Annotated in this window: 19 protein-coding genes; 4 read left to right on the top strand and 15 right to left on the bottom strand. The window is 58.2% G+C overall.

Annotation, left to right across the window (positions count from 1 at the left end; translation table 11 throughout):
- Positions 1 to 6 precede the first annotated feature (6 nt).
- The 5 genes from CYU89_RS09710 to CYU89_RS09690 all read right to left on the bottom strand — a co-directional run bounded on the left by CYU89_RS09710 (position 7) and on the right by CYU89_RS09690 (position 6304).
- A complete protein-coding gene (locus CYU89_RS09710; RefSeq protein ID WP_296280501.1) occupies positions 7 to 996 on the bottom strand; it encodes a DNA-processing protein DprA in 990 nt (329 codons plus the stop codon).
- Positions 993 to 2252 (bottom strand): HAD-IA family hydrolase, encoded by a 1260-nt coding sequence (locus tag CYU89_RS09705; protein WP_296280500.1) that lies wholly within the window; start codon positions 2250 to 2252, stop codon positions 993 to 995. Before CYU89_RS09705 ends, CYU89_RS09710 begins: the two co-directional genes overlap by 4 nt.
- Positions 2253 to 2757: 505 nt before the next feature.
- Positions 2758 to 3708, bottom strand: coding sequence for an SOS response-associated peptidase family protein (locus CYU89_RS09700; RefSeq protein ID WP_343125250.1), 951 nt, complete (start codon positions 3706 to 3708; stop codon positions 2758 to 2760).
- 60 nt (positions 3709 to 3768) lie between these two features.
- The gene (locus CYU89_RS09695) at positions 3769 to 4002 is read right to left on the bottom strand and encodes a hypothetical protein (RefSeq protein WP_296280496.1); all 234 of its coding nucleotides are present in this window, start codon (positions 4000 to 4002) and stop codon (positions 3769 to 3771) included.
- 1243 nt (positions 4003 to 5245) lie between these two features.
- On the bottom strand, positions 5246 to 6304 hold the full coding sequence (locus tag CYU89_RS09690) for a hypothetical protein (RefSeq protein ID WP_296280494.1): 1059 nt from the start codon (positions 6302 to 6304) through the stop codon (positions 5246 to 5248).
- Positions 6305 to 6491: 187 nt separating this feature from the next.
- Between CYU89_RS09690 and CYU89_RS09685 the strand changes: the two genes are divergently transcribed.
- Positions 6492 to 7004 carry a MarR family transcriptional regulator gene (locus tag CYU89_RS09685; RefSeq protein ID WP_296280492.1) on the top strand — a complete coding sequence of 171 codons (513 nt, stop codon included), beginning with the start codon at positions 6492 to 6494 and terminating at the stop codon, positions 7002 to 7004.
- Here CYU89_RS09685 and CYU89_RS09680 read toward each other — a convergent pair.
- Positions 7001 to 7441, bottom strand: coding sequence for a zinc ribbon domain-containing protein (locus tag CYU89_RS09680; protein ID WP_296280490.1), 441 nt, complete (start codon positions 7439 to 7441; stop codon positions 7001 to 7003). The genes CYU89_RS09685 and CYU89_RS09680 overlap by 4 nt on opposite strands.
- Positions 7442 to 7451: 10 nt before the next feature.
- Positions 7452 to 7886, bottom strand: coding sequence for a hypothetical protein (locus CYU89_RS09675; RefSeq protein ID WP_296280488.1), 435 nt, complete (start codon positions 7884 to 7886; stop codon positions 7452 to 7454).
- Between the two features lie 163 nt (positions 7887 to 8049).
- Here CYU89_RS09675 and CYU89_RS09670 point away from each other — a divergent pair, with 163 nt between their 5' ends.
- The 3 genes from CYU89_RS09670 to CYU89_RS09660 are packed head-to-tail and all read left to right on the top strand — an operon-like array spanning position 8050 to position 10211.
- The gene (locus CYU89_RS09670) at positions 8050 to 8400 is read left to right on the top strand and encodes a helix-turn-helix transcriptional regulator (protein ID WP_296280485.1); all 351 of its coding nucleotides are present in this window, start codon (positions 8050 to 8052) and stop codon (positions 8398 to 8400) included.
- A gap of 15 nt (positions 8401 to 8415) precedes the next feature.
- Entirely contained in the window at positions 8416 to 9159 is a 744-nt protein-coding gene (locus CYU89_RS09665) for a DarT ssDNA thymidine ADP-ribosyltransferase family protein (protein ID WP_296280484.1), read from the top strand.
- The gene (locus tag CYU89_RS09660; protein ID WP_296280483.1) at positions 9156 to 10211 is read left to right on the top strand and encodes a macro domain-containing protein; all 1056 of its coding nucleotides are present in this window, start codon (positions 9156 to 9158) and stop codon (positions 10209 to 10211) included. The genes CYU89_RS09665 and CYU89_RS09660 overlap by 4 nt, the downstream gene beginning before the upstream one ends.
- 7 nt (positions 10212 to 10218) lie before the next feature.
- Here CYU89_RS09660 and CYU89_RS09655 read toward each other — a convergent pair whose 3' ends face one another.
- The 8 genes from CYU89_RS09655 to ispH all read right to left on the bottom strand — a co-directional run bounded on the left by CYU89_RS09655 (position 10219) and on the right by ispH (position 17684).
- Positions 10219 to 10536, bottom strand: a complete 318-nt coding sequence (locus tag CYU89_RS09655; RefSeq protein WP_296280672.1) for an HNH endonuclease signature motif containing protein — start codon at positions 10534 to 10536, stop codon at positions 10219 to 10221.
- Positions 10537 to 10749: 213 nt separating this feature from the next.
- Positions 10750 to 11955 (bottom strand): site-specific integrase, encoded by a 1206-nt coding sequence (locus CYU89_RS09650; protein ID WP_296280481.1) that lies wholly within the window; start codon positions 11953 to 11955, stop codon positions 10750 to 10752.
- Positions 11956 to 12079: 124 nt separating this feature from the next.
- Positions 12080 to 12778 (bottom strand): hypothetical protein, encoded by a 699-nt coding sequence (locus tag CYU89_RS09645; RefSeq protein ID WP_296280479.1) that lies wholly within the window; start codon positions 12776 to 12778, stop codon positions 12080 to 12082.
- Positions 12779 to 12894: 116 nt separating this feature from the next.
- Positions 12895 to 13290, bottom strand: coding sequence for an H-NS family nucleoid-associated regulatory protein (locus CYU89_RS09640; RefSeq protein WP_296280477.1), 396 nt, complete (start codon positions 13288 to 13290; stop codon positions 12895 to 12897).
- Positions 13291 to 13750: 460 nt separating this feature from the next.
- Complete coding sequence (locus tag CYU89_RS09635) at positions 13751 to 14485, bottom strand: hypothetical protein (protein ID WP_296280475.1); 735 nt, start codon at positions 14483 to 14485, stop codon at positions 13751 to 13753.
- A gap of 108 nt (positions 14486 to 14593) precedes the next feature.
- Positions 14594 to 15043: a hypothetical protein gene (locus CYU89_RS09630; protein WP_296280473.1), complete on the bottom strand. Its 450-nt coding sequence runs from the start codon at positions 15041 to 15043 to the stop codon at positions 14594 to 14596.
- Between the two features lie 615 nt (positions 15044 to 15658).
- Positions 15659 to 16141, bottom strand: a complete 483-nt coding sequence (locus tag CYU89_RS09625) for a hypothetical protein (RefSeq protein WP_296280472.1) — start codon at positions 16139 to 16141, stop codon at positions 15659 to 15661.
- 592 nt (positions 16142 to 16733) lie between these two features.
- On the bottom strand, positions 16734 to 17684 hold the full coding sequence (gene ispH / locus CYU89_RS09620; protein WP_296280470.1) for a 4-hydroxy-3-methylbut-2-enyl diphosphate reductase: 951 nt from the start codon (positions 17682 to 17684) through the stop codon (positions 16734 to 16736).
- Positions 17685 to 17707 lie beyond the last annotated feature (23 nt).

Here is a 17707-nt window from a genome sequence, read left to right as displayed (position 1 = left end):
CTGCTTTCAAATCAACCCGCCTTGGGCTGGTGGTAGAGAAATGTTCGGCACAGAGTTGCTAATCAGCATCTTTGAGTAGTCATCACGACTACGCAGGACAATGACTCTCTCCAATGCGTTGGGTGAGCAGCGAAGCAAGTCCGTGCGATCTTCGTCCGATCCGTCGGAAATGGTGAGGTTGGCCCTGATCTTCGGCTCTTGGTTTAGGCGGTCTTGTTCGGTTGGGTAGGGCGCGGCTAACCATCGTCCGTACTCCAAAGCGGCACGAGAAGCATGCAAGCTTCCTCCCTTATGATCGGACTGAATCATCACGACACCCTGAGCAAGTCCGGCTTGAATCCGGTCGCGCTTAACAAAGAATTCCGGTCGCGGTTCAACGCCGAACCGATACTCGGAGACAAGCGCGCCTCCGTTGTCGAGGATGTCTTCTGCCAGACGTTGGTTGGTCTTCGGGGCCACGGCATGAAGGCCGTGGGCCATGACTGCCACGGTGTGGCCTCCCTTGTCCAAAGCCGCCTGATGAGCCAAGGCATCGCATCCTTTGGCTAAGCCGCTGACCACGCTCCACCCCTGTTCCACGAGGTAATGCGTGAGGCGCTGCGCGATGACTCCACCATGCGCAGTGGGCTCTCGCGTGCCGACGACAGCAGCCGACTTGCCTTGGTCCGAAGCGAATGCTCCCCGCACGAAAAGAAGGAAGGGATCGTCTTTTGTCGCAGCCAGTAAATGTGGATAGTGCGGATCAAGTGGCGAGAGAATTCGCGCGGAATACCTATTCGCTTCTTCGACTTGCCGTTCCGCTTCTTCTAGGGCGCGAGTCCATGCCGTGCCGTCGCGCAAAATGGTGGAATATGAAGGGAAATGATGGGACAGGCTTTCTTGACTCGCGTTCTCAAAGTTAATCATGCCTGCCATCTTGCGCAATGCGGCAGGACCGATACCTTTCAGCATCGAGAGGGCAAGAAGCTTGCCGGTGGAGGGGGAAATTTCGCTCACTGCAGCCTCAATGGGTCACTGATGTTCTGGGCGATACTGAAGCAGTCAACGGAGGTCGCACCGGCTGCCATGAGGTACTTCTTGGCGTACAAGAGCGTAGCGCCAGTCGTCGTAACGTCATCGATGACAAGGAACTTGCGGCCTCGTGCGGCATCTGGATTGATGACGTATAGATGATCCCGTACGTTGGCGAAGCGCTCCGCGGGGCTGAGATGATCTTGGCTTTGCGATCTAACGCCTGGACGGTACGCCAGTAAACCATGGTCGAACGTCAGCCTTAGCCTGTTCACAAGCGGAGCGTTGCCATATGAGGCCGCCAACTGGTTCACGAAGTAGCCGAGGCGATGCACTCTGTCGGGACGCGGCGGGATGCAGGTGATTACCAGTTCCGGGCCTGGGCCAATTGGGAATCCCGCAATCATACGGTAGTGGTTAGCAATGAAGCGCTGGACTGTCTGTATCCACTCATTAGGAAACTGGACGGATTCCTTATGTTGCTGGATGGACTGCGAGAGTCGGTGCCATGCTCGTCTTTGATCCAGCGATCTGTAGTCGGCGAAACTTCTTCCTGCCGTAGACACGACGTGTCGTGTTCGTTCATCGGGGAAGAACTTGCCAATCTCGTCATAACGTGGCGTTGCTATCGCTTGCTCGCCCTCCAACAGACATTCCAGATCGGGCAACGCTGGTGTTGGATTGGCTATACATGCTTGCAGTTCGCTTTGGTCATCCAGAATCGAGTCGGGCAGCAAGCCCATGCTGCGCCAATGTGTCTTCTCGTAGGTCTGAGGCCAACCCTGTTTGAATAGCGCCGCATAGCAACCCGCGTGATAAGCCGCGCGGATGTCTACATCGCTATCGCCAACCATCAAAACATGAGGAAGCGCGGACGTATCATTCATGCCTACCGCTTGCATGGCTCGATAGATCCCTTCCGCATTTGGTTTGCGGTTCTGGACATCCTCATAGGCGATGACCGCATCCCACTGGATGAGCACATATGCCTCAGCCAGAACGACATCGACGTAACGCCGGGGCGACCGGGTGAAGACCCCGATCTTTAGCCCTGCGTTGTTCAGGGTCAATGCTAGCAGTGTGACTTCGTCGATGAGGTTGCGTTGGCGGCTAAGAAATGCCGTGCGTACCTCTTGCGGGTATGCGTTATCAGTTCGATGTTTACCTGCTTCGCGCAACTCCTGCATATCGGAGGTATCGACAAGCGTTTGATCAAGGTCGAACAAACATAGGCGGATCATCCATTTCCCCTGCATCCCATTTAGATATGTGACTATCGCAAGGCTTCATTTCGTCCGCAACAGGTCACCCGCATAGGCGTATGAACGAGTGAGAAAGGCTCCCGGGATGGGGTCACCAGCCGTGGGGCCGTCCTGTATGGAGTTGGCGGGTAAGAGCTTCCACTTGGGCATGGTCGGGTAGCGATTCCAGCGCCGGTTCTAGGACTTCCAGCCCTCTGGGCGAGGATCATCCGCGTTTGACTGAGCGTCCGACCCTGTCACTACGGGTGTCAGGCGTGGTCGACGCACCTGGAGAAGGAAGCCTTCATTGACAACAGCTTCCGGTATCTGGTGGCTCGGAGGATATCGCCGTAAGGCAGCTGTAAGTCATTCGGTGATTCGCCCCAAACCGCACCAATCGCCGCCTGGCGCGATTCGTTGCATCGGGCAGCATTGGCTGCCTCAGGCATTACAGAGCGGCCCAGGTGCGCCCAGGTTGCGTCCCTCGGGGCACTGCAACTGCCCGTTATGCCGCCTTTTCGAGTCGGTGCTCATAGTACGCAGCGGGCCGATCATCAAGGATCGCCTGTAGCTCTGCCGGCGACCGTCCTTCAGGGGTCAACCATGCATCGATGTGCTCCGGCTTGATCTGGATGATCGTGCGGTCGTGTCCAGCTGCCGCAACCTCGGGCGTGGGATCGTCGGTTATTGCTGCAAAGGACAACAGATGTCCGTCACCGTCCGGAGACTCATTCCACAGGCAGGCAATGACCATGTCCTGCGCTGGCTTGGGCCGGAACTCCAGTACCACGTTCTCGGATGGCTCCCCCTCGGCCAGCGCCCGGTGCTCTATCAAGTGCCGCTCGACGTTTTCATAGAACGCCGTGACCACGATGATCCCGTGCCGGAGCCCGAACAGGTCAGACCACGTCTTCGGGATACTGTCGCGTCGGGCGTTATAGGTCCCCGGATACTTTCGTTCTATCGCTTCGTTCCAGCCCGGTAGCCGGCACTGGTAGCGCATCGGCTTGATGACCTTGCGTCCACCTTCCATGACGATCACCGGGGCGTAATTCCCCGGGAAGAAACGGGCATCCCGGGCCTTGGGCTCGGTACGCTGCAGGTCATCAAGGTCCAACTTGATCTTGCTGATCTTGTCGGTGGCGATCCGGACGTCTTCTTGGGCCTTCTTGGTGGTCTTAGTCAGCAATGACCTTTCGGCGTCGGCAAGCCGCTTCTTCTGCTTGAACAGTTCCTGCTGTAGTTCCGTTTCCCGTGCCGCGCGCTGGGCGAGAAGTTCCTGCCAGATACGCTGGGCTTCGGGTTCGGGTCGGTCCCGCAGCCAGTCTTCCATTGCTTTGGGGCGGCGCTTCTTCTTGGCGCGGTCCGGGGCCGACCAAACGTTCATGGCGAATTCTTCAAGGCTCATCGTCGCCCCGAAGTGCCGAACGTACTTGTCGTAGTCGGCTTGGATCATCGCTGAATAGCACATGGGGGTATCCCTTGGGCTGGTCTGCTGACTATACCGAGCCGAACGTTAGTTGTTGGCGGGCAACGGCAGTGTAAAACCGTCAGTCAGGATGACCAAGGATTCCAGCTTGTCGAAGACAAGCAGGTGATCTTCGGGTGCGGTTAGATCAAGGATGCCATTCGCCTCGGCTGCGAAGGCTTCCTGCCGGTCCGATGGTTGGACAGTTTCGTACATGGAAGGCAATCCGGTCCTGATGGCAGTGACCAGCGCTTCGATCTCGGGCAGGGTTAGGTAGGCCATGTGTGCCTATCATCCGGGCGACTATCTCAGAGGGTGAGATCGGCTGCACCAGACTTGTCCGGATGGACGACGCCCCCATGCAGTGGATCCACTTGGAACGCTACGACCAGCATTGGTTGAAGATCGATGGTCGGGAAGTTGCCCTGATTTCCAAGCGTGTACCCGGTGACTGGCTGGTGCACGTGAACCGGCATAGGGAGTGGGAGCCCGGCATACGGTGTAGCGGTGTATCGCCTACGGTGTCCCATGGCAAAAAGATGGCCGAGCGATGGGCACGGGTGAACTTGGAACGATTGCGGGCTGAGATCGCAGCCTTGCCTCGTAGGGCTGGGCTGCCCGCGCTGCCAGTTGGTGAACCGAGGGTGTGGGTTGCTGAGCCGCCCGAGCCACCAATGCGTGCGGGCAAGCCCAAACGACGCAAGCGTCGCCGGTAGGTTTTTGGGCGTGACAGGCAATGCCGTTGGTGTAAAGCGAAACATGGCCTGGCACTTCATACAAGGACGCGGCCGCAACGCGACTCTTTGCCCGGCAAGGCTTGGGTGAAGACTGGCCACCATCAAGCGGATCACGACATTGCCGCGCGATGTGAGTCCGCATGGGGATTCCTTGATGTTGGCTTGTATGGACCAAACTCCAAAAGATGCGAAAAGCGCATGTTCCCCGAACGCGTTACCAATCAATCCGCACGTGAACGAGTCGCCGCGCGGGTATACTTGTCGCCCCGCAGGCACGCATGATCATCTTCGGACGCCGCATCCAGAACGCAACGAGAAGCGCTACAAGCGCGACTGGATTCCGTGATGTAGACCTGTAGCTCTCAGGGTAAGAAAGCCGCTTCAGAACTCCGTACGGGGCTCTAAAACGGATCCCGGAAGCTGGATGTCAGGGATGAAATTTACTCCCCTGTTTTTTACTGTTCTTACCACTACCGGAATCAAAAATAATGCGCGGCCCGAAGGGACGCGCAGTGGTCCGCAAGGACGAGGGCCGAAGGCCCGAGTACAGCGGACCGCTAACGTGTGCTTCCCCACCGGGATCGTTATGCGCGCTGTTTATATTTTATAACTCTGTATTTCTAACGGTTAGGTATAGCTTTTATGGGGCGCGTTACAGACGGCTTGTAACGCAGCCGCGAGCGAAAAAGACCGTGACACCCATGTCGGCGCGTCACGGTCCCGGACCTACTTGGTAAAGCTTCCGGACTGCTGCGATTACCCAGCCCGGTAACGGTCCCGGCAAGTCACTACTTCGGCGAGATATCAGACTTTTCCACGTCGACCGGCTTCTGCCCCGCATCGTCAACCAAGCCCTGCCAGTCAGCATTCTTCTGGCGCTCACGAAAGCGACGCTGCCGGTTCTTATTGACATCCCGTTTCCATTGGCGACGGGGGTCATCCGTGCCAAACGCGTTGATCATGTCATCGCGCACCTTGCGGTCGAACCCCAAGCACTCGCGCCGCACAGGGCAGACCTGACACGCAGACCCTTCCTCCGTATCGGGGAAGCCGAGGCATCCGGGGATGTAGCGAACCATAGGTTCCGCCTGTTCGACGGGCACTTCATCAGACAATGCGCGCGCAGCCAGCACCAGCTCTTCACCGAACATTTCCTTGGCACGCTGGACTGTGATCGCCTTCCGGACACACAGATATTCCGACAGCATCGCGGCCGGATCAGGTGCCCTCTCGACGTCAGACTTGATGTAGCGCAATACCGTTTCCTGCACTTCGTCTCCGCGATATGAAGCGGCAAAGAAGCGCGGGTCCCAGTCAGCCGACAAGAAGCGCTCCCCGCATTCCTTACTGGACGCGACATCCTGCAGCCTCGGCAAGGTCAGTTTTCCGTAGAGCTGATTGGGGCGCGGAGGACGCTGCCACTTGTCGTTCACCAGCAGGCCGTCCATCACCACCTTGAAGAACAAGTCGTAAGGCACGCCAGCAGCATCTGCATACGCGCGCGCTTTCCACAAGGCATTCATGATGCCCGGATCGTTTGCAGCGAAGATCGGATTAATTGGCCGCTTCTTGGTGACGTCTTCATCGGGAAATGCCCTGGCATAGGCTGCGAGATATGCCTTCTCGTACTCACGGGTGAAAAGCTCCGTGCGTTCCAGTGGCGTCATGTACCAGTATGCAAGCCAAGCCATCCCTTGAAGGTCGGGTTCCGACTCCAGCTGCTTCTTTTCGATCCAGCTACGGACCAGCTTGGTCTCGCCGATCTTACGATCCGAGCCCTTTGGCAACGCCCGGATTTCGGCCAGTTGCTTGACGCGATTGAAGCCGGCCAGTTCTTTACCCTTCATGGTGTCGCTCCTACGTATACCCTCGTATCGGGGCGACACCTATTCTGTACATCGGAACCAACCATTCCAGCGAATTCTTGCGGGATGCCGCGGGCGCTTCAATCCGCTGTAAAAACCGGCTTTTTTGCGGTCCGTAAGCTTTTGAACAATAGTTGATGTTGCATCCTATATTGGGTAGATTCGCCCGATGGAACTTACCCGCGTCCTCTTGAAGAAGCAGATCGACGAACGAATCGATGGTCTTTTCGCCATTGAACGTGAGTTGCGCGCCATGCTGGATCGGAAGCTGGCGCCCTTGGGCGTCACTTACGCCCAATACGCCATGTTGCGATTCATTGGGGAACCAAGGGGCGCTGTAACGTCGGGGCCGGACAACGTGGTCCGGGCGACTGATGTCACTGATTACTTTGGCTTTGCCCTGCGCACGGTCACAGTGACGGTGAACCGCTTGGTCAACGCTGGTCTGGTCCGTAGGCGCAAGTCGCCCTCGGATGGTCGGGTGCAGGAATTGCTTCTTACGACAAAGGGCCAGAAGCTGCTTGACGAGGCTCGGGTGCCATTTCGTCAAACGACGGAAATCTTCAAGGACTTGCCTGGGTCACACTGGGAAAGGCTGTGGCACACAATCCCCAGCATCCTGCTGGTGATCGCCAAGCAGAACAAGCGCGACGAGCGCGTACAACGCGGGAAGAGGGGTTAGCTGCGCTTTACCTTGCGCTCTGCGTCTTCGGCTGCCTTCGCTAAAGCCCGGTACGACGACTTCGATTGGTTGGGGGCGACTGGCTGCAGATCAGTCCCGCAGTGTTTGCAGACGACAGCCGCTGCCCTCACGGTTTCCGCACACTTCGGACACGTCCGAGTAGGCAGGAACGATCCACCCGCAGCGAAGATCATCCCGAGACCCAGGACTGCGGCAATGCCCCCACCGATGATCCATGGGATCATCTTGTCACGGGCTTCGCGTAAGTCTTCGCCGTCGGCCCTGTGGTTGATGCGACGCCATGCATTGTCTGCAAGCGTGGCTGCAACGCTGGCATTGGTCGCACGACGATCAAGGGACATCCGGTTCATGCCTGCACCGGCAGCAATCGCCAGCCCCAGCACGAAGACGACCAAGCCCATCTTTCCGAAGTTCATAGTTGTCGCCTCAGAAGCCCGTAGGCGTGACTTGGTAGATGCCTTCGCCCACCACGGCTAGGCGCACCTTGGTACGGCTGCCAGGTTCAACCACATGTGACGTTTCGCGTGTATGGGCTGCTTTGCTGGCCCAGGAACACATGCCTTCGCCCGCTGGGCCCGCCCCGAGGATGCGGCTGCCCGCTGGGACCGTCAGGGTCGTCGTTTCGCCCGTGCGGACGTGCGCCGTCAGCTTCCCATCCACGTAGAACGCCATGGGGCAGCCCTTGGACTGGAAGCCCTCGTCGCGCAAGACGATCAACTGCCCGCTAGGCCCGTCGATGGGTTGGCTGTAGGTAAAGACGCGATCAGCTGGGACCGGCTTGGCGTCGGTCAGGGCAACGGGGCTGGTTGCGCAGGCTGCAGCCAACGCAGGTATCAAGCAGAACAGCGCGAAACGCTTCATAGGTAGACCCCTTGGTCGACGGATCAAGGGCTTAGCCGGTCGTTGATGCATCCCCTTGCGACCGACCCAGCCCCGTGGTTTGCTATATACCGCTACGGTAATGGATGTCGTCAACGGAGTACATGGGTCATGCTTTCGAAGGTTCACACACCGTTACTTCCGCTTGTCCCAGCCCGACACGATCACGGCGACATTCGCCAAGCGCCTAAAGGAAGCCCGTGCAATGCGGGGTCTTTCGCAGCGCGCGCTGGGGGCGCTGGTGGATAAGGATCAGTCCAAAGACAAGGGCGCAGTCCGGATCAACCGGTACGAACAACAGGTCAACCGTGCTGACATGGAATCGGCTGCAGCGCTCGCAGAGGCGCTGGATGTTCCCGTGGCGTACTTGTTCGCCGATGACGATCAGCTGGCGAAGCTGATTCTGGACTATTGGACCCTGGCACCAGACCGGCGGGCGGTTCTGGGCAAGACGGCAGCGGCACTGAACTTGGGGAAAGGCGAGGATCTTCCCTAAAGATGAGTTCTTTGATTGCAGCAACTTGTGTCGAAGATCGGGGGAAGGATGGCCAGGTTTGGATTTCGACAGATCGACTATCGTGACTTGGCGATGTTTTTGCAGGATGGCGAGATCCGGTCGAAGAATCATCTACATGCGCAAGCATGCCACCAGACCAGCCATGCGAACCTTGTGCAAATGCGAGGCGAGCCGGTATTCACTTTGCCCCATGGGGGCGTCGTGAACGACTACGTTGCGTTGTACTTCTCCCCTGTGACCGGCTTCGCGTACTCAGTACACAAAGGGAAGACCAACGTGATCGCGCCAGACGGTCGCGATCTGGGGGTTTCTAGCGCGGCATCACGGATATTCCTTGTAGTGAATGTCGCTGAAGTCGTCGCAAGCGGACTGCAGGTGTCATTCAGCAACTCGGCCCTGAACAAGCAGGCGCCACAGCCGGTTGTCATTGATGACTATGGACGTTTGCCGACCCACGTGAATTGGGCGCTCTTCGACGAAGCTCCACTAGTTTGTGCAATTCCGGAAATTGGCTATGCGGGCGTGCATGGCTGGTGCCAAGACAAAGACTCGCCACCCAAGTATCAGGTCCGGTCATCTTCTCGCATGGCGGAATTGCTGGTGAAAGATGCGCTCCCAGTTGATTTGATAGCCTGTATCGTCGTGCCATCAGAAGCCATCTTCCAAGCCGTGAGTGCTGTTGCGCATCAGTACGGTTTTCGCGGTCAAATCGTTAAGAAATCCGGTTGTTTCGTATGAGTATTCGTTTCATCCACGGTGACATGTTCAAGTCGAGGGCGGAAGCCATCGTCAACACGGTGAACTGTGTTGGAGTTATGGGAAAGGGTGTGGCCTTGCGATTCAGGACCGAGTGGCCAGAAAATTATCAGGCTTACAAGAAAGCCTGTGATGAAAAATGGCTTAGGCCGGGTCGTCTACTAGTGTTTCGTAGGGGTGACCTGCTGGATGACGTTGTGCCAAGGTATCTAGTCAACTTCCCCACGAAGGTGCATTGGCGCAACAAGTCGGAAATCTCCTATATCGAAGATGGGCTCGACGCCTTGTTGGTTGAGATTAGGCGATTGGATATCAAATCCATAGCGATGCCCCCTTTAGGTTGTGGCAACGGCGGATTGGATTGGCGCGATGTTCGTCCGATCATTGAAAGGAAATTGGCAGATATCGTGGGCGTTGATATCCAGGTCTACGAGCCTGTGCCTCGCATTGATGCCCCAGAGTACGTCAATGTCGCATCGCGTATGACACTGGGTCGTGCGCTTTTCCTCAGCGCAATTTCGTGGTTTGAGGGCCATGGCGACGGTGCGGTAGATCGGCTCTCCCTACAAAAGATTGCGTACTTCCTACAGGTGCTTGGCGTACCCTTGAACCTGGAGTTCTACAGCAGCCTTTACGGCCCCTATTCGGACGTCCTCAAGAGTTCATTGATGAAGCTGGAGGACATGCGCTACATAAGCGGAATGCGTTCGCAAGATAGGAAAGTGCATGTCACGGCTGCGGGATTCGCAGCTGCCGAGCACTATTTGGCTGCTGAAAAGGCCGACGTTGACGTGATTCGACGACTCGAGCACTTGGTCAACGGATACGAGAATCCTTATGGCTTGGAGCTATTGTCAACGATCCACTACCTTGCCCAGAACCGGCGGATTGCAAATGGGGCCGAAGAAATCGTCTTGTCGCTGACTAGCGGAAACGAGAAGCGCCGCAATCTTTTTGGTCATAGTGAAGTCCGCGTAGCGTACGACAGGCTGAAGGAAGATGGCCTTATCGACGAGCAGCCTAGAAAGCAGTAGTCATGCGTTACCCAGCAATCTGGTCATAGCTGCTTGGCTGGCCAAGGTCCGCTGTCCATTTGGTAGTTGAAGTTGACGATGGAAGCTTCAAATGCCAGCGACCAGCAGCCATTCGTCGTTGGACGAGGGCCTTGTAGGTTTCTGGTGACGGAGCTGGGGTAGGGCGCTGGTGGCGTCGTAGATTGCACAAGCGGCAGGCCGCGACAACGTTGACAGGGGTGTTTTTGCCTCCGTCCTGCCGCGCGATCAGGTGTTCTGCGGTGCACTGATACCAGCGACCTAACTTCGACGGCAGGCCAAGTTCGGTTGGAGATCCTTGCCACATCGGCTGGTCGCAGTAGTAGCAACGGCCATGCTGGGCTTGAAAGGCGTGCTTACGAAGGGATCGAAGGCTCATGCGGGCTCCAGGTAGGGAATCCGGTTTCCCGTTTACGGGAGAGATCCGGGACCTGGGCTTGAGCCATGTCAGGCGACAACACCGACGCTTTAGCGAAGCGGCAAGCGCTTTATACGACCCTCCGACTCGGGCTGCAAGAGGTCACGCAGCCAGCTTCTCCACAGCCGCAGCCAGATGCTCGGGCCCCAAATGGGCGTAGCGCAGCGTCATGCTGATGTCCGCGTGGCCCAATAGCTCCCTGACCGTATTCAAGTCGACACCTGCCATGACCAGCTTGCTGGCGAAGTGATGTCGCAAGTCGTGAAAGCGGAAGCCCGTGATCTTGGCCGTCGTCAGCAGTGAACCCCAGCCCTTCTTGACGTCCTGCGGTTCGAACACCTGCCCTACCCCGTCAGACTGCTCGCGCCACTGGGTCACGACGCGTAACGCTTCGGCGTTTAGGGGGATATGACGCTGCTTGCCGCTCTTGGCGTTGCGGGCTTGCACGGTGATGACCTTGGCCCCGAGGTCGATATCGGCCCATTCAAGCGAAAGCAGTTCACCCCGACGCATGCCCGTGTTCATTGCAAGGAGCACCACGGGGGTCAAATGGTTCGTGTAGCCATCTTGGGGTAGATCGGGCAGTACGGCTTGACCGTAACGCCGACGGTCAGCATTGGCGTTCGCCCTGCCCTGTACACCCCGCTTGTCGCGCGCTGTAAGTGCAGCACGCAGCCGCGACTCTTCGTCGGGCGACAGGAAACGGACCACTTTGCGGCCCTGCACCGATTTCTGGCGCATCCCCAGCAACGGGTTCCGCTCCAACAGACGCCATTCCACGGCATACGACAAAGCCGCCCGAAGCGTCGCAAAGTCCCGATGGGCAGTAATGCGTTCAACAGGGCGCTTGCCGTCTACGGGCGTCAGGCGATCGGACCACCAGCGATTAATCGTCGCCACGTCGATATCGGACATGGAGCGGTCTAACAGGTCCGGAAAGTGGGTCTTGATCCGCATGACGTACTTGCTACCCCGGCGAAGCTCAGTGGCAGCCCAAGGGGCGTAATGGTCGTCAAGGAACTCCCGCAGGGTGCAGGCCCGTTGCTTGATCGTCGCCAGTGCCGGTAAGCGCTGCTGGACGGCCTCAGCCACTGCCTGCGACGCGTGCGCCCGGGCCTTCTCCAAGGACAGGTGTTCAATCGAACCGAGCGTACGACGCTTCCCATGCGCCCAGGTGACAACCCAAGCTTTGTGCCCACTGGGCTGGACACGCAGGATCAGCCCCCTAACGAGGATATCCCGCATTTCGTAGGGCTTGGGCTGGGGCCGGGCTTGGGCGACAAGACGCTTGGTCAGGGTGATACGCATGTTAGGCACCGATGTAGGGTCGATGCCCAGAGCGTAGGATGGCCCGGCTTACGGTGTTTGGATGAGGAACGTCCGCAAGAAGGGGCCTTACAAGATGCAGCCCATCAGGTGAAATTGACTGGACTCACTGCTTCTTCTTCCGTCGAGCGCTTGACCTTTCAAGCTTCTTAAACACCTTCCGCATCTCGGCTGCAACAGGGGCTAAGCCGTCGGTTATGCGCGCAAGTTCATACAGCTCAATTCTGCTCCGCCATATGGTGACTTCCGTGCCGGCGCGCAGCGTCATATGCGAGCAGGAACGGTCCAACTTTCCACCTACATCGCGAGCCACGAAAATCGTCATGTTGGGCATGTGCAGGATGTAACAGGGCGGCGTCGCATCCTGATGCAACGCGGGATCCATCGATACCGCCCCCAAATCGCCTCTAATGATTCTTATGAATACTTCCGGGCCGTCATCAACGGTTGGCCTTCCATCCAACAGCCTATTGGCAGTCCATTGGGTCAACTCACTTACAGGCACATCCGGCGTGTGATTAGACAGCGCAGCGCGTAGCACCGTTTGCAATGCGAAGGTATGAAGCTTGGAGGCATCAGCCCGGAGGGTTGGGAGGCTTATGGATTCATGCCGAAAGCCAACAAGACCCTCCAGCTTGAGAGCCCTCCTGCGAAAACGGATACCTTCATCGTCGAACGGATGAAACAACTGTTCGCACCTGATACAGACGATTCTGTCGCGAAGCCCTGCGGTCGCTATGACGACATGTCCGCGCTCCGGCTTAGCCGCGACAAGTTCGCTACCAGCCGACTGTTCGCGAGTCATAGACGCTGGATAGATGTGGCTATTCGCCAGCTTCTCTGCGACGCCACCGCACATACCACAGACGGGCACCCTTGCCTCCAGCCTCTACCCAATCCCGACCCAATGCCCAAACGAAGTCAGCCCGGAAATTTAGGGAACTTCTCGTTGGGGTGCCTTGCCTTCCATTCCTTGTAGGCAGCGGTCCCTTCCCAAGCCGTAAAGGCACGGGGCGGACGACCTCGGCCGGTCCACGTTTCATGCGTGTGCGGCAGCCAGTACTTGGGAGCCACTTCCTTACTCGCGACTGCCTTCTTCAGCTTGGCCGGGCTGCTGGCACCGACAGCAGTAACGATCTCGGCCTTTTGCTTGGCTGTGAACAAAGTCCCGTATTGGGTCAACAACCCCATGATCTCGGAATAGGCGTCGGCCGACTGTTGCTGGCGTAGCTGGACTTCCTGTTCTTCCAGCTTGCGGAGTTCCTCCTCCAACTTGGCCTTGGCCGTGGCGATGGAGTCGAGGGTTGGCTTCGTCATTCAGATGTGACCTTTCGTGATAGGCCCCGAAGGGCACGGTGTTTACCGCAGTCTATCGGATTGGATACCTGACTAGCCGGGCTCAGCCCCCGCGTGAGTACAAATGCACTGTGCCACCACGCTGAATTTTGCCAAGGATTGGAAGCCGGCACTAAGCCAACTTACGCCCGGAACCCTTGATTTCATGCTTGGATACATATCATCCGTGTTGGCTGGAAACACCTGAAAAAACAAAGGCCCGCATTTGCGGGCCTTGTGCAATTTAGCGATTTACGCTGATTCGCGTGTATTCCCGGAAGCGTTACGAATGCGTCGGTCTTTCGCCGGAGCCGGCAGGCGCACAGGAACCCGCCCCCTCGCCCCCCCCTGACGGCAGCCTTCGGCCAGAAGCGGACATCAGGAACGCCTGAGTTAAACCGCGCCGCGAAGCGGCGTCGGCTTGAATGAATTGTTAGAACTCTCAGGCTACGTTCTTCACAACCCATCGCACGCCATCAACCAGTTCTTTGGCCTGCTCCGCGCTCGGGTCAGCTGCCTTCTTATGCGAACACATGTTTCGAATGTCCGCGAGGTACGAGATCTTGCGCCACACGGCCGTTTCGTAGATCCCTGCAGCCTTCAGCGGATCATTCAAATCCGCAATTGTCGGCGCCTTCTTTGCGATCTTGATTCCATGGCCATCTGCAATCTTTTGCAAGTGCGACTCGAGTATCACGCCGGCGAGGGCACCAGCAGCACGAATGTTGACCTTTAGAAGCGCCTCTGCTGTAGCCACCTCATCGTCCTGTAGTTCAGCGAGAAGCGTTCCCTGAATATCGTCAAGGATCGTCTCGGAGCGTTCGAGTACTGACTTCAATATAACGATTTGGTTGTACATGCCACGCGCAGCCTGGCCGCGCGTATCGAAGTCTCTAAGATTGTACGCACCTGGCGCAACGCCCTTGATGTAGTCATGAATTACGTACGTTCCGTACCCCAACGATTTCCTCTTTGGATCGGCTTCGTAATAGCCGCGGAATTCGTCAAAACGATCAGGCGCAAGGAGCTTCATAGCCTTCAATGACCTTGAGTACCAGGACTGGTAGTCGATGGTGATGTCTGGCGACTTCTTGGTGTCAGAGAACTTCTTAAAGACCTCGGCGCCTTGCCTCAGGAGCTCAGACAGCTCGGCTTGAATCTTTTCCTTTGCGCCCAACGTAATTTCCCCCTGAGAGTTCTAACGCCTGAGTTAAGCCGGCCCGCACGATGCGGTTCCGGTCGGCCCGAAATCGCAAAGCGGGCTCGGCTTGAACGAATTGTTAGCTCACAACGCTGATGCGCGATCTGCCTCGCCGTAATACATAGTACTGAGGATGAGCTCATTGATGCTTGGAGCTTGCATTTTTCGCACGATGGTCATAGTTGGGCCGAAGGTCTCAACGAACTTCCAAGACTGCGTTGGATGCCAGTATTCGCTTTCCGCTTTCGCCGAGGGCTTCCCGGATTCGAGCTTCTTTTGAATTGCATGGACTATAGCCATGGGGGCATGGTGGTGAGATGGCATCTCAACTTCATACAGTTTTATGCTTTCTCTTGACCATTGCTGCTTTAATGCGAACAGATAACAGAAATCTAAGCTTTCACTTGCGAACAAGCAGATGGCGCGCGAGGGTGCGTCGGCTGGCTTTGTCGCCTCGAGTCTCTCTACGGCATCAGGATAGAAAGTGCTCTCTACTTTTGCTTCGATTGTTTCTCCGATCGAATAGCTGTTCAACGTCGCATGGTAAAGAGGCACCTGAATCTCCACTTGTGAGCTAACTACCTAATAGCCGGATCCCGGTGTCCGGTTATACGACTATCCACAGCGCACCGTATGGTGGGCTATCCCCTTGATACGGTTGATCTTAGGGCGGCTCGGTCCCGCTAACAAGCCGATGTGTAACCGGACCCAGCAGGGTGCAAAGCATGCTCCCCGGCGGATGTCCGCGTTGGGGTCGGAAACCGTCAAATGGCCGAAGCCGGGACTAAGCCAACTCGCATGCGATGCGTCGATTTCCAGCTTGGACGGTCCTCGTCCGCATTGCTGGGAAACACCTGTAAAAACAAAGGCCCGCATCTGCGGGCCTTGTTGGGTGTTGCTTGTAAGTGTCGCTTCGGAGCTGCGCTGGAGGCATTACGAATGCGCCGCTCTACCAACTGAGCTATTCCGGCGGAGCCGCGAATTTTAGGGGCTGGGGTATCCGCGGTCAATCCGCAGAGTCCGGCGGGCGCCGCTGCGGCGCGCATGGACTCCGATTCTTACCCGCTGCACCCTCGACGGAACCTGCCCACAACAACGGCCCCGCATCGCGGGGCCGTCTTCTTGCATCAAACCGCCAACATCCAGCCGTTAGCCGTTGCCAACGCTCTCGCCCGGCGCATCGCTTTCGTGCGTGCTGATGCGGAAGCGGCTGGCCAGGTGGCGGCGGGCTTCGTCCAGGCCCTTGCCCTTGCCGGCGACCTTCAGCACGCCGTAGACCTCCAGCGCGGCGGCCATCAGGTCGCTGCCCAGGGCCATCTCGGTGTCGGTCAATCGCTGGTAAAGGTGGGCGATGCGCAGGATGCGCGGGCGCAGCTGGTCCAGCGTCTGCTGGTCGCGACGAACGCCCTCGATGTCGAAGTCGCGCGCCATGATGCCGGCATGCTGCTCGGCCACGTTGAAGGCCGCGCGGCAGAAGGCTTCCGATTTGTCGCCCATCTTGATCAGGCCGCGCCGCTGTTCCGGCGTCAGCGAGATCAAGCCCGCCAGGCAGGCTTCCATCTGGGAGATGGCGGCATCCAGCGGATCGAGGATAGTGGTGTCGATCTGCAGGTCCACGAGGTTCTGACTCATTGTCGCTCCTTGATTCCTTGTCAGGTGAGGCCGCCGCATCCGACGGCATCGCCACGCTAACGCGATGCGCGCACGCTTCCAAGCGAGTCGCGACGGAAAATGACTCACAGTTGAGGGTGCACGCGGCTTACGCGCATGCACGGGCAGCGTCGCCGCGCCTCATGTATGAGAAATCGAACCAGCAAGGTGCGCGCGCGAGGTTTTCAGCTGAGATGACGAGGATGTTTTCCCCGATGACGCGGCGTTGAGGTGAGATGACGAGGAAAATTTCCCCGCCGCCGGACCTTTGAAGTGAGATGACGAGGAAATTTTCTTCGACGCCCAGGCTCTGAAGTGAGATGACGAAGAAATTTTCTCCGTCAGCGAGGCTTTCAGGTGAGATGACGAGGCTTCATTGTGAGCGCGCGAACCGGGAAGGTGCGCGCGTGCGGCACGGAAGGGCGGTGGCGAGGAAATTTTCCCCGGCATCGAGGCCCGGAGGTGCGGCAGCGAGGAAATTTTCCAAGGTCGCAGCGTGCGATGCGCGCCGCATCGACCGGTTCCGGCCCGCGGCGTCCCGCGAAGGATGCCTGCCCCGCTCGGGGACAGAGGCTCAGCCGACCAGCTGTAGCCGCAGTTCCTTCGGCAGCGCGAACACCATGTTCTCCGGTTCGCCGTCCAGTTCGCTGACACCGGCGGCGCCGAGATCGCGCAGGCGCTGGATGACGCCGTCGATCAGTACGTCGGGGGCGGAGGCGCCGGCGGTCACGCCGATGCGCTGCTTGCCGTCGATCCAGCGCGGGTCGATCTCGTGCGCGCCGTCGATCAGGTACGACTCCACGCCGTCGCGCTCGGCCAGCTCGCGCAAGCGGTTGGAGTTGGAGCTGTTCGGCGAACCGACCACGAGCACCAGGTCGCACTGCTTGGCCAGGTCGCGCACGGCGTCCTGGCGGTTCTGCGTGGCGTAGCAGATGTCGTCGTTCTTCGGCCCGTGGATGGCCGGGAAACGCGCCTGCAGCGCCTGGATGATGCCCACCGTGTCGTCGACCGACAGCGTGGTCTGGGTGGTGTAGAACAGGTTCTCGGGCTGGCTGACGTCCAGCGTGGACACCTGGTCGATGTCCTCCACCAGATAGATCTGCCCTTCCCCGCCTTCGCGGTTCCACTGGCCCATCGTGCCTTCCACCTCGGGGTGGCCGGCGTGACCGATCAGCACCACGTCGCGCCCGGCGCGGCAGTGGCGCGCGACTTCCAGGTGCACCTTGGTGACCAGCGGGCAGGTGGCGTCGAACACCTTCAGGCCACGGCGTTCGGCTTCGTGGCGCACCGCCTTGGAGACGCCATGCGCGCTGAAGATGACCGTGGCGCCATCCGGCACTTCGTCGAGTTCTTCCACGAAGATCGCGCCGCGCTGCTTCAGGTCGTCGACGACGAAGCGGTTGTGCACCACTTCATGGCGCACGTAGATCGGTGCGCCCAGCGTTTCGATGGCGCGCTTGACGATCTCGATGGCGCGGTCGACACCGGCGCAGAAACCACGGGGATTGGCGAGCAGGACGTCCATAGAATCCGATAGTACCGAAGGCG

Source organism: Pseudoxanthomonas sp., from assembly GCF_002863005.1.
Taxonomy (GTDB): Bacteria; Pseudomonadota; Gammaproteobacteria; order Xanthomonadales; family Xanthomonadaceae; genus Pseudoxanthomonas_A.
Note: the sequence above shows the minus strand (reverse complement) of the source record. Positions and strands in the feature narration are given on the sequence as shown.